Here is a 12,000-nt window from a genome sequence, read left to right on the forward strand (position 1 = left end):
TAACTTTTACGACATTTGTGTAGCTTTACTACATAAAACGGTACGTAGCTTGTTGAATGTAGAGCTAAAACCCCTATCCGGCGTTTATTCACCGGCTGAATGTTGGCGCGTGGTGGACTTCCACACCGCCGCCCCAGGCCCATTAGGGTAGCGGGGCTAATTGTCATTTATCGTCATTCGGAGAGACCTCTATGAGTCTGGAGACAAGAGAAGATCTCGATCCGATCGAAACTACGGAATGGATTGATTCCCTAGAGTCGGTATTGGATCGTGAGGGCGAAGATCGTGCCCGCTACCTGATGACCCGCCTGGCGGATCGCCTGCGCCGGGACGGCATGAAGGTGCCCTTCTCGGTGACAACCCCGCACCGTAATACGATCCCGGTTCACCGCGAAGCACCGATGCCTGGCGACCTGTTCATGGAGCGTCGTATTCGCTCCTTGATCCGTTATAACGCCATCGCACAGGTGATTCGTAACAACCGCGCCAAGCCGGGCCTGGGCGGGCACATTGCCAGCTTCATGTCGTCTGCCACGTTGTACGATGTAGGCTTTAACCACTTCTTTCGCGCGCCCCAAGGCGATTTTGCTGGTGACTTGGTGTATATCCAAGGGCATGTGGCGCCAGGCATTTACGCCCGTTCCTATTTGGAAGGACGCCTGAGCGAAGCGCAGATGGATAAGTTCCGTCAGGAAGTCGATGGCGATGGTCTCTCTTCCTACCCGCACCCGTGGTTGATGCCGGACTACTGGCAGTTCCCCACGGTGTCGATGGGCCTGGGCCCGATTCAAGCGATCTATCAAGCGCACGTGATGAAGTACCTGCATCACCGTGAGCTGAAAGATATGTATGACCGTAAGATCTGGTGTTTCATGGGCGACGGCGAGTGTGACGAGCCGGAATCCTTGGGCGCCATTTCACTGGCGGGCCGTGAAAACCTCGACAATCTGATCTTCGTCATCAACTGTAACCTGCAGCGCCTTGACGGCCCGGTACGCGGTAACTCGCGGGTGATGGACGAGTTCGAAGGCGTCTTCCGTGGCGCTGGCTGGAACGTGATCAAGGTCGTCTGGGGCCGCCACTGGGATCCGCTGTTCGAGAAGGACAAGAAAGGCATCCTTCAGAAGCGCATGGACGAAGCGGTCGACGGCGAGTACCAGAACTACAAAGCCAACGGCGGTGCTTATACTCGTGAGCACTTCTTTGGCAAATACCCAGAAACCGAAGCGATGGTCAAAGACCTCTCTGACGAAGATATCTGGAAGCTCAACCGCGGTGGCCACGATCCGTTCAAGGTTTATGCGGCCTACCACGAGGCGGTTAACACCTCTAACGGCAAGCCAACGGTTATTCTGGCCCATACCGTTAAAGGTTACGGCATGGGTAGCGGCGATGGTGAAGCGGCCAACGAAGCGCACCAGGTCAAGAGCATGGAGTACGAAGCGCTCAAGACCTTCCGCGATCGCTTCGGTATTCCGTTAACCGACGAGCAGCTCAAAGAAGTGCCGTACTACAAGCCGGAAGATGATTCTCCCGAGCTTAAGTACATGCACCTGCAGCGCGAGCGCCTGGGTGGTTACTTGCCCAGCCGTCAGAGCGACTTTGAGGCGCTGGAGATTCCCAGCCTCGAAGATAAAACCTTTGCCTCGCAAATGGGTGGTTCGAAAGGTCGTGAAGTCTCCACCACCATGGCGTTCGTGCGCGTACTGAATGGCCTGGTGAAAGATAAGACGCTTGGCAAAAAAGTGGTGCCGATTATCCCTGACGAGGCACGCACCTTCGGTATGGAAGGTATGTTCCGTCAGTTGGGTATCTACACCTCGGAAGGCCAGAAGTACGAGCCGGTGGATAAAGGCCAGATCATGTTCTACCGCGAGGATCAGAAAGGTCAGATCCTTGAAGAGGGTATTACCGAAGCTGGCGCCATGTCTGCCTGGATAGCTGCCGCGACCTCTTACAGCAACAACAACGTCACGCTGCTGCCGTTCTACATCTACTACTCGATGTTCGGCTTCCAGCGCATTGGCGATTTGGCCTGGGCAGCAGGCGATTTGCAGGCGCGCGGCTTTATGGTCGGCGGCACGGCGGGGCGCACCACGCTCAACGGCGAAGGTTTACAGCACCAGGATGGTCACAGCCTGATTCAGGCTTCCACCATTCCCAACTGCCGCAGCTATGACCCCACCTACGCTCATGAAGTGGCAGTGATTCTGCAGGATGGCTTGAAGCGCATGTTCACCGATAAGGAGAACTGCTTCTACTACCTGACGGTGATGAACGAGAACTACGAGCATCCTGCACTGGAGAACGTACCGGCCGACGATATCGTCAAGGGTATGTACCTGCTGCGCGAAACCAAGGGTGACAAAGGCCGCGTTCAACTGCTGGGTTCTGGCACGATTCTGCGCGAAGTCGAAGAAGCTGCCACCCTGCTTGAGAACGATTGGGGCATCGGCGCCGACATCTGGAGCGTGACCAGCTTTAACGAGCTGCGTCGTGAAGCGCTACAGCTTGACCGTGAAGCCTTCCTAAGCCCAGATGCGGAGGCCAATAAGCCTCACGTGACTAAGTGCCTGGAAGGGCGCGATGGCCCGGTGATCGCGTCAACTGATTATATGAAGCTGTATGCGGACCAAGTGCGCGCCTGGGTGCCGGGTGACTACACTGTACTGGGTACCGATGGCTTTGGCCGTTCAGATACCCGCGAGAAGCTTCGCTACTTCTTCGAAGTGGATCGCTACTTCGTCACTGTAGCCGCGCTGCGTGCGCTGGCTGATCGCGGTGAGATTGATCGCAAGCTTGTCGGCGAAGCGTTGAAGAAGTACGGCATTGACGCTAATAAGCCTAACCCGCTGACTAGCTAAACCGCTGCCCGGTGGGCGAATGCTCACCGGCTCGATCCGATTTGGAAGGAGCGCGACCTTGAGTAGCGAAATCATCAAAGTTCCCGATATCGGTGGCGATACCGATGTCGAAATCATCGAGATTGCGGTGTCAGAAGGCGACGTCATTGAAGCGGAAGACACCCTGATCACTCTGGAATCTGACAAAGCCAGCATGGATGTACCGGCCCCGAAAGGCGGCAAGGTACTTAAAGTGCTGGTCAAGGAAGGCGATAGCGTCTCCGAAGGTGACGATATCGTTGAGCTGGAAGTGGAAGGCGGCGGCGACAGCAGTAGCGAAGACGCTGAGCCAGAAGCAGCCCCAGCGAAAGAAGAAAAGCAAAAGCCCCAAGAAGAAAAGCCGCAGGCCGAGAAGCCTGCTGCCAAGAAATCAGCCGGTGGTAAGCAAACCGTTGATATCAAGGTGCCCGACTTGGGTGGCTCGGATAACGTTGAAATCATCGAAGTCGCGGTGAGTGAAGGCGATGAGGTTGAAGCCGAAGACACGCTGATTACCCTGGAGTCTGATAAAGCCTCCATGGACGTGCCCAGCCCTCATAGCGGCAAAATCGTCAGCTTCACTGTAAAAGAAGGCGACACAGTTTCTGAAGGCGATGTGATCGGCCAGATGGAGATTGCGGGCGAAGGCGGCGATGACGCAGAAGAAGCTTCTGATGATCAAGCCGCTAGCCAAGCCCGCAGCGAACCGGAAGAGCCCGCCGAAGAAGATGATCAGGAAGAAGCCGCTAGTGGCGAACCGGAGCGCAAAGAAATTCGCGTACCGGATATTTCTGGCGCCTCTGACGTACCGATTATCGAAATCGGCGTAGCGGTCGGTGACGAGATCAACGAAGAAGACCCGCTGATCACCTTAGAGTCCGATAAGGCCTCTATGGATGTGCCCAGCCCCTACAAAGGTAAGCTCCTTGAGCTAACCGTCAAAGAGGGCGACACCGTCTCGGAAGGCGATGTCATTGGCTACATCGAAGTGGCTGCCAGCGGCGGTGGCAAAAAAGCCGCGCCGAAAAAGGCGGCCCCTGAGAAAACGGCGCCCGAAAAGGCCCAGCAGAGCAAGGCTAGCGCCAAGCCTTCTGAGTCGCCAGCGGGCACCCCCAGCCCAGAAGCGCAGATGGCGGCCCACAAGCCGCGTGACGGCAAATTGGTTCACGCTGGCCCCGCCGTACGTATGCTGGCCCGTGAGCTGGGCGTCGACCTGGAACTGGTAAAGCCGAGCGGCCCGAAAGATCGTGTGCTTAAAGAGGACGTACAGTCCTACGTGAAGCAAGCCATTGCAAATCAAGGCAAAGCGCAGCCCGGCACAGCTGCGGCCTCCGGTGGTGCGGGTATTCCGCCTATTCCGGAAGTCGACTTCAGCCAGTTTGGTGAAGTGGAAGAGAAGCCGATGGGTCGCCTGCTCAAAATGGGCGCGACTAACCTGCATCGTAGCTGGCTCAATGTTCCCCACGTCACGCAATTCGACGAAGCGGACATTACCGAGCTGGAAGCTTTCCGTAAGGCGATGAAAGCCGAAGTGGAAGCCCAAGGCGCCAAGCTGACGCCGCTGCCGTTTATGGTCAAAGCCTGTGCGTTTGCGCTGCGTAAGTTTCCGCAGTTCAACGTCAGCCTGAAGGGCGATGGCGAAACGCTGGTATGGAAGAACTACGTCCATATCGGTATCGCGGTTGACACCCCCGATGGCCTGATGGTGCCGGTGGTGCGCGACGCCGATAAAAAATCCTTGGTGGAGATTGCCAAGGAAATGGCGGATCTGGGTAAGAAAGCACAAACCAAAAAGCTCAAGCGTGACGAGATGACCGGTGGCTGTTTCACTATTTCGAGCCTCGGCTCGATCGGTGGCACGGCGTTCACGCCAATCGTCAACGCGCCGGAAGTGGCTATTTTGGGTGTGTCTAAAGCGCAGATGAAGCCGGTATGGGATGGCAGTGCCTTCCAACCGCGCTTAATGATGCCGCTGTCACTCTCTTATGATCACCGTGCCATCAATGGCGCTGACGCAGCCCGCTTCACCGCCTTCCTGGCAGATGTGTTGACCGATATCCGTCGTTTACTGCTGTAATTGGTAGCGATAGAGTCTTAAAAGCGGCGCCCCTCGGGGCGCCGCTTGTGTTTGCTAAATGGTTAGCAGGGCGACCAAAGTGGTAGTTTTACGGCATTTGGCTGTTTTAATTTAAAAAAATTGAAATAAAAGCGGGTCTCTCAGGCTTTTGGGGAGTTGTGTCGCCTGAGAGGCGCGGTTATTGTCGGTTAACAGATTTTCCATACTCATTTTCATACTCATTCTTCATACTAAGAATTTCAAGGAGCAGAGCCATGCGTTTAATCCTGTTGGGTGCCCCCGGCGCGGGCAAGGGGACTCAAGCTCAGTTTATTTGCGAGCAATTTAAGATTCCGCAGATTTCCACCGGGGATATGCTGCGCACGGCCATTAAAGATGGCACTGAGCTGGGCTTGAAAGTAAAAGAGATCATGAACAGCGGTGGCTTGGTATCTGACGACATCATCATCGATCTGGTCAAAGAGCGTATCAGCCAGCCAGACTGTGAAAATGGCTTTCTGTTCGATGGCTTCCCGCGCACGATTCCCCAGGCCGATGCCATGAAAGAGGGCGGCGTTAAGCTGGATCACGTGGTGGAAATTGCCGTGCCCGATGAAGAAATCGTTAGCCGCTTGGCGGGTCGCCGTGTTCACCAGGCCTCGGGGCGGGTCTATCACGTTGATCACAACCCGCCGAAAGAGCCGGGCAAAGATGATGTCACTGGCGAAACGCTGATTCAGCGTGAGGATGACCAGGAGTCCACGGTGCGCAATCGTCTGTCGGTTTATCACGATCAAACCGCCCCGCTGGTTAATTATTATCAGCAGTGGGCCGCGCAGGATCCGCAGAGCGCTCCTCAATATCACCGCATTGAAGGCGTAGGCAGCGTGACCGACATCACCCGTCAGGTGAAAGAAGCGCTAAGTTAATAAACGCTATTGTTTAATCGCATCGTTATTACCTGCCAACGATGGCCCGCTTCGGCGGGCCATCGTCGTGATGGCGTGACAAAGGTATAATGCTGCCATCTTTCTTTCGAGTGGCCACTTGCTATGCCGTTACATCTGCTTGCCCTGGACGCCTCCTCTAGCGCGTGTTCTGCAGCCCTATTGCGCCAAGACGAGACGGGGGCTACTTGCCTGGCGCGCTTTGAGATGACGCCCCGTGCCCATACTCGCCGGTTGCTGCCAATGGTGGATGAAGTGCTTGCCGAAGCGCAGGTAACGCCTTCCCAGCTTGATGCCGTAGCGTTTGGCCGTGGGCCGGGTTCGTTTACCGGGCTGCGTATCGCCGCAGGTGCTGCCCAAGGGCTAGCGTTTGGCCTCGATTGCCCGCTATTGGGTATCTCAACGCTGGAAGCGCTGGCGCTTCAGGCTCACCGCCGTTACCACCTTCGCCACGTGGTAACGGCGTTAGATGCCCGCATGGGCGAAGTGTACGCCGCGACCTGGCACTGCCTGAAAGACACGATTACGCCGATGAGCACCGAGGCCGTGCTGGCCCCAGAAGCACTGCGCTTGCCCGGCGATGAAACCGATTGGGTGGGCGTAGGCAGCGGCTTTACGCTGTGGGAGCGCTTCACCGTCGATTTACAGCTAAGCATGCCCCAGCATTTGGATGACTTAGAGCCCCGCGCCGAAGAGATGGCGTGGCTGGCGGCGCGTGATTTTGCCGCTGGGCTGGGGCAGGCCGCGCACTTGGTTCAGCCGGTGTATCTGCGCAACGACGTTGCCTGGAAAAAGCCCGCATGAGCTTTGTGAAGAGCGATCTTGAGAACATTGCTCTACCTGACGGGCTGCGTTTGGTACAGGGGGAGGACGGATTAGCGCTGGTCGGTGATGAAAAACGCTACGGCAAGCCGCTCAGCGTCGATTTTGTGGCGGGCAAAGCGGCCCATCGGCGTCGCTTTGGCGGTGGGCGGGGCCAGCTAGTGGCAAAGGCCTGTGGTTTAGCCAGGGGCGTGTCACCCAGCATTATCGATGCAACGGCAGGACTAGGCCGCGATGCGTTTGTATTGGCTAGTTTAGGCGCCCAGGTGTTGTTAATTGAGCGAGTAGCGGCGATTGCGGCGCTGCTGGAAGATGGCCTAAAACGCGCCGCCAGGCATAGCGATACGGCGGATATCGCTGCCCGCATGACGCTGCGCTATGGCGATGCTGCTCAATCCCTGGCTGAACTCGTAGCGAGTGCACACTTTTCACCCCAAGTGATACACCTGGATCCGATGTTTCCCCATCGTGAGAAATCGGCGCTGGTGAAAAAAGAGATGCGCCTGTTTCGTGAGTTAGCTGGCGATGACGACGACGCTCCGCGCCTGCTTGAAGCAGCGCTAGATGTGGCGACTCATCGCGTGGTGGTAAAGCGCCCCCGTAAAGCACTGCCTATCGATGGCCCAGCGCCGCAGCACACCCTTGAGGGTAAAACCAGTCGCTACGATCTGTATGTCCATCGGTCATTAGCACGGTAGTTCGTCAGATTACTTATCCGTGGCAAAGCAAGGAGCATTCATGCAAAACGCGTGGCGAGAAGGTAATCGATTTACGCTGCTGCCGGAGGCCACACGCTTTCTGCCGGCTATGTTTGAAGCAGTATATAGCGCCCGCCACTATGTGTTGGTAGAACTCTATTTAATGGAGTCGGGGGAGCTTGTTGACCAAGTGAGTGACGTGCTTCTTGATGCTGTCCAGCGCGGCGTCAGCGTCTGTTTGCTGCTGGATGGGTATGGTTCGATGGGCCTCTCCAGCAATGATCGCCAACGGTTGACGCAGGGCGGTGTTCAACTGCGCTTTTTTAATCCGATAGGCTTCCACTCCTTGGCGCTGAACTTGAGCCGCGATCACCGCAAAATAGTCGTTATTGACGGCGAACTTGCATTTACCGGTGGCTTTGGTGCGGTCGATGAGTTTCTCAATGCCTGGTATGAAATCGCGCTGCGTATCGATGGGCCGGTGGTGGCTGACTGGGAGCAGCTGTTCCGGCGACTTTGGAACTCGCGGCTAACCCGCAATGAGAAAGGCGATAAAAGCGCGGGCACGCTGCCTGCAATGCGTGAGCCTCGAGCCCATGCTGACGGCATGCCAGGACGGGCGATGTCAGCGCGGGGCTATCGATACCAAGCTATTCGTCATTCACTGCATGAGCGCGTTAATCATGCACAAACACAGCTGTGGCTATGTACGCCCTATTTTGTGCCGACCTTCGCGCTTCGTCGACGCTTGGTTCGGGCCGCCCGGCGGGGCATTGACGTGCGCCTGCTACTGCCAGGGACAAAGCATGACCATCCCAGCGTGCGCTTTGCCGGCCAACGCTTCTACCATTCGTTGCTGAAAGCGGGCGTGCGTATTTATGAGTTTCAGCCAACCTTTATCCATGCCAAATTCGTGCTTGCCGATGAGTGGGTAAGCATTGGTTCGTGTAACTTTGACCACTGGAATTTGCACTGGAACCTAGAAGCGAACCAAGAAGCGATGGACCCACAGCTAGCGGCGGAAGTACGCGAGCTGTTTAAACGTAACTTCGCCGCCAGTCAGGAGGTGAATGCAGCGGCCTGGGCGGCGCGGCCCTGGGGCCAGCGCATCAAAGAGTGGATCTATGGGTTACTGGATGGAATCATCACGCGGCTCAAATGATGGCCGCTGATAGCACTAGCGTTTCTTGCCTTTCGCAGGCGTTTTTTTACGCGGTTTGGGTTTGGGCGTTTCCGGCGGCACACGGTAGTGCAGGTATAGGTCTAAAACGAGCTCTGGTAACTGCACTACCAGCGATTCCTGCCGCTCTTGATCTTTAGCCAGCTCGGCCATGTCCGGCTCATCGTCGAACAGCCCAGAGAGCAGCATAAACGGCAGTAGCAGCGTGGCAGCGGCCTCTTCATCGTCCTGGAACCAGGCGCTCTCGTCGCTGAAAACGCCCTCCATAAAGCCCGCGCACCAGTCGCCAATGGGGGTTTCCTCGGCGGGTTCGCCACCCAGGGTTAGCTCAAATGGAAGCTCTGGCAAGCCGCCTTGCTCGAGTACCGCCACCGCGTTGTCACGCAGCAGCGTAAGCAGGGTGATAATCTCATCACGCTCGGCGTCGTCGGCGTAGCGAGGCTCGCCCTGAAACAGCTCAGCCAGCCACTGGGCAGGCGGCACTTCGCTAGGGGCAACCGCAAGCGCCACTAAAAAGCCATGGGCGGAGATCAGATCCAAGGCGTCTTCATCGACTTGATCAGAGTCGAGGAAGTCGTCCAGTCTATCCAGCTGCTCATCCTCAAGCAGTGGCTGTGGTGGCGTGGTTGTATCGGGCATGTCACTGCGCTCTGCCATGAGTAAAGCCTCGTCAGTACAAATCGTTCGTCAATGGTTATCTATAACGGCTAGTTTATCACTAATGAAGACGTCACCACTGCCCCCTTGGCCTGCCACTGAATTGGCGGCCATGTCAGAAACAGAGTTGCACCGTGCCGCGCGGGCTCGCGTTGAACAAGCGTGGCAGCGCTGCTGTGAAGTGTGCCCGGCGCTGCCAGTACCAAAAGTGTGGTTTAACCTGCGCGGTGCTTCGGCTGGGCAGGCGCACCTTGGTCACGGCGGGTTACGCTTGAATCCGGTGCTACTGAGTGAGAACCGCACGGCTTTTTTTGATGAGGTGATTCCCCACGAGATGGCTCACTGGCTGGTGTTTCATTTGGACAACGGCCCGCGCTTAAAACCCCACGGCCGCGAGTGGAAAACGGTGATGCGCGACCTCTTTGGCTTAACTCCTAGTGTGACCCATCGGTTCGATATCCAGCAGGCGCAGTCCGCACCTTATCGTTACCAGTGCGATTGCCGGTTTCATCAATTTACCCCGAGGCGTCATGCTTTAGTGGTAAACGGGCGTCGTTACCGCTGTCGACACTGCGCTAAGACCTTGGTCTACAGGCCAGAAGATGCGCTTTGATTTGTTTATAAATAGCTGTTTTTTAAATAAAAAATGATAATACCAATGTCTAAAGGGAAGCCCGCGCGAGGAGGTTTATGCTAGGGGAACATTAATGGCAGTCGATACGCCCGATAATGGTCAATAGGCCCCATAAATAATCGTATCGACTACAGTTTCTTAGAGAGTGCATTTTCACGGACAGAGGCAATTTTATGAGCGATCAACAGAACGTCTATCCGGTGCGCGACGATTTCGCCGCCAATGCCTGGGCCGATAAAGCCAAATATGAGGCCATGTATCAGCAGTCGATAGACGACCCGGAAGGCTTCTGGGCTGAACAAGCTAAACGTCTCGACTGGATCAAAGCGCCCAACAAAATCAAAAACACCTCCTTTGCGCGTGACAATGTCGATATTCGTTGGTTTGAAGATGGCCTGCTGAACGTCAGCGCCAACTGCCTTGACCGCCATCTGGATAAGCGCGGTGATCAAACGGCGATCATCTGGGAAGGCGACCACCCTGATGAGTCCAAACACATTACCTATCGCGAGCTCTATGCCCGTACGAATCAGCTGGCTAACGCGCTGAAAGAGCTGGGCATCGGTAAAGGCGATACCGTCACGCTGTATATGCCGATGATTCCCGAAGCGGCCATGGCGATGCTTGCCTGTTCGCGCATCGGGGCCGTTCACTCGGTTGTCTTTGGCGGCTTCTCACCGGATGCCGTTGCCCAGCGGGTCATCGGCGCCGACTCCAAACTAGTGATTACCGCCGATGAGTCGGTGCGCGGTGGCAAGCATGTGCCGCTTAAGGAGAATGTGGATGCCGCGCTGACCCGTGACGGCACCGATGTATGCAAAAACGTTCTGGTAGTGAAGCGCACCGGCGGTGAGATTGATTGGAAAGAGGGCCGCGATGTCTGGTTTGACGAGCTGGTCGACAAGCAGTCCAGCGAGTGTGAACCGGAAGCCATGGGCGCCGAAGACCCGCTGTTTATTCTCTATACCTCGGGTTCTACCGGTGCGCCTAAAGGCCTGAAGCACACCACCGGCGGCTACCTGACCTACGCCGCTATGACCCACCAGTACGTGTTTGACTATCAAGAGGGTGAGGTTTATTGGTGCACCGCGGACGTTGGCTGGGTCACCGGGCATAGCTATATCGTTTATGGCCCCTTGGCCAACGGTGCGACTACCCTGATGTTTGAGGGTGTACCCAGCTTTCCCACTCATGGCCGTATGGGCGATATCGTTGATAAGCACAACGTCAATATTCTCTATACTGCGCCCACCGCGGTGCGTGCTCTGATGGCCCATGGCGACAACGTCATGGATTCGAGCAAGCGTGATAGCCTGCGTCTGCTCGGTTCCGTGGGCGAACCGATTAACCCGGAAGCCTGGGAGTGGTTCTACCGCGTTATCGGCAACGAAAAATGCCCGATTGTGGATACCTGGTGGCAAACCGAAACCGGCGGCATCATGATCGCGCCGCTGCCGGGTGCTACGCCGCTTAAACCCGGTTCTGCGACCGTGCCATTCTTCGGTGTGAAGCCTGCGCTGGTCGATAACGAAGGGAACAAGCTGGAAGGAGCCACTGAAGGCAACCTGGTGATTCTTGACGCCTGGCCGGGTCAGGCGCGCTCTATTTGGGGTGACCACGAGCGCTATGTTCAGACTTACTTCTCGACCTACGACGGTATGTACTTCACCGGTGACGGCTGTCGCCGCGATGAGGATGGCTACTACTGGATCACCGGGCGTGTGGACGATGTGCTAAATGTTTCGGGTCACCGTATGGGCACCGCCGAGATTGAGTCCTCTCTGGTAGCGCACAGCGCCGTAGCGGAAGCAGCCGTTGTTGGCTTCCCGCACAATATTAAGGGACAAGGCATCTATATCTATGTCACCCTGAATGACGGTATCGAAGCGACAGACGAACTCAAAAAAGAGCTGACCCAGTGGGTACGCAAAGATATTGGCCCGATTGCTTCGCCGGATGTCATCCAGTGGGCGCCAGGTTTGCCGAAAACACGTTCGGGGAAAATCATGCGTCGCATCCTGCGCAAGATTGCCGCCAACGAGTGTGATGGCTTGGGCGATACCAGCACCTTGGCTGACCCGTCGGTGGTCGATGAGCTGATTGAGCATCGCGCCAACCAATAAT

General features: G+C 56.3%; 9 protein-coding genes. 8 read left to right on the top strand and 1 reads right to left on the bottom strand.

Going from position 1 to position 12,000, the window contains the following annotated elements:
• Positions 1–191 precede the first annotated feature (191 nt).
• The 6 genes from aceE (at position 192) to KO116_RS05365 (ending at position 8,567) form a co-directional block, all read left to right on the top strand.
• Complete coding sequence (aceE, locus tag KO116_RS05340; protein ID WP_035562170.1) at positions 192–2,864, top strand: pyruvate dehydrogenase (acetyl-transferring), homodimeric type; 2,673 nt, start codon at positions 192–194, stop codon at positions 2,862–2,864.
• Between the two features lie 58 nt (positions 2,865–2,922).
• Positions 2,923–4,959 (top strand): pyruvate dehydrogenase complex dihydrolipoyllysine-residue acetyltransferase, encoded by a 2,037-nt coding sequence (gene aceF, locus KO116_RS05345; protein ID WP_035562171.1) that lies wholly within the window; start codon positions 2,923–2,925, stop codon positions 4,957–4,959.
• Between the two features lie 254 nt (positions 4,960–5,213).
• Positions 5,214–5,867 carry an adenylate kinase gene (adk, locus tag KO116_RS05350; RefSeq protein WP_035562174.1) on the top strand — a complete coding sequence of 218 codons (654 nt, stop codon included), beginning with the start codon at positions 5,214–5,216 and terminating at the stop codon, positions 5,865–5,867.
• A 123-nt stretch (positions 5,868–5,990) separates the two neighbouring features.
• On the top strand, positions 5,991–6,689 hold the full coding sequence (gene tsaB / locus KO116_RS05355) for a tRNA (adenosine(37)-N6)-threonylcarbamoyltransferase complex dimerization subunit type 1 TsaB (RefSeq protein WP_035562177.1): 699 nt from the start codon (positions 5,991–5,993) through the stop codon (positions 6,687–6,689).
• Positions 6,686–7,405: a class I SAM-dependent methyltransferase gene (locus KO116_RS05360; RefSeq protein ID WP_035562180.1), complete on the top strand. Its 720-nt coding sequence runs from the start codon at positions 6,686–6,688 to the stop codon at positions 7,403–7,405. The genes tsaB and KO116_RS05360 overlap by 4 nt, the downstream gene beginning before the upstream one ends.
• Positions 7,406–7,445: 40 nt before the next feature.
• The gene (locus KO116_RS05365; RefSeq protein WP_035562183.1) at positions 7,446–8,567 is read left to right on the top strand and encodes a phospholipase D-like domain-containing protein; all 1,122 of its coding nucleotides are present in this window, start codon (positions 7,446–7,448) and stop codon (positions 8,565–8,567) included.
• Positions 8,568–8,582: 15 nt separating this feature from the next.
• Here KO116_RS05365 and KO116_RS05370 read toward each other — a convergent pair whose 3' ends face one another.
• Complete coding sequence (locus tag KO116_RS05370) at positions 8,583–9,242, bottom strand: YecA/YgfB family protein (RefSeq protein WP_035562185.1); 660 nt, start codon at positions 9,240–9,242, stop codon at positions 8,583–8,585.
• Positions 9,243–9,306: 64 nt separating this feature from the next.
• Between KO116_RS05370 and KO116_RS05375 the strand changes: the two genes are divergently transcribed.
• On the top strand, positions 9,307–9,855 hold the full coding sequence (locus KO116_RS05375; RefSeq protein WP_035562188.1) for a SprT family zinc-dependent metalloprotease: 549 nt from the start codon (positions 9,307–9,309) through the stop codon (positions 9,853–9,855).
• Between the two features lie 194 nt (positions 9,856–10,049).
• Positions 10,050–11,999, top strand: coding sequence for an acetate--CoA ligase (acs, locus tag KO116_RS05380; RefSeq protein WP_035562192.1), 1,950 nt, complete (start codon positions 10,050–10,052; stop codon positions 11,997–11,999).
• The last annotated feature ends 1 nt before the right edge of the window (position 12,000 follow it).

This window comes from Halomonas sp. KO116 (assembly GCF_000734975.2).
Classification (GTDB): domain Bacteria; phylum Pseudomonadota; class Gammaproteobacteria; order Pseudomonadales; family Halomonadaceae; genus Vreelandella; species Vreelandella glaciei.

Coding starts and splice junctions, on each gene's coding strand:
- aceE (WP_035562170.1), top strand. CDS start 192: ATGAGTCTGGAGACAAGAGAAGATCTCGATCCGATCGAAACTACGGAA.
- adk (WP_035562174.1), top strand. CDS start 5,214: ATGCGTTTAATCCTGTTGGGTGCCCCCGGCGCGGGCAAGGGGACTCAA.
- tsaB (WP_035562177.1), top strand. CDS start 5,991: ATGCCGTTACATCTGCTTGCCCTGGACGCCTCCTCTAGCGCGTGTTCT.
- KO116_RS05360 (WP_035562180.1), top strand. CDS start 6,686: ATGAGCTTTGTGAAGAGCGATCTTGAGAACATTGCTCTACCTGACGGG.
- KO116_RS05365 (WP_035562183.1), top strand. CDS start 7,446: ATGCAAAACGCGTGGCGAGAAGGTAATCGATTTACGCTGCTGCCGGAG.
- KO116_RS05370 (WP_035562185.1), bottom strand. CDS start 9,242: ATGGCAGAGCGCAGTGACATGCCCGATACAACCACGCCACCACAGCCA.
- KO116_RS05375 (WP_035562188.1), top strand. CDS start 9,307: ATGAAGACGTCACCACTGCCCCCTTGGCCTGCCACTGAATTGGCGGCC.
- acs (WP_035562192.1), top strand. CDS start 10,050: ATGAGCGATCAACAGAACGTCTATCCGGTGCGCGACGATTTCGCCGCC.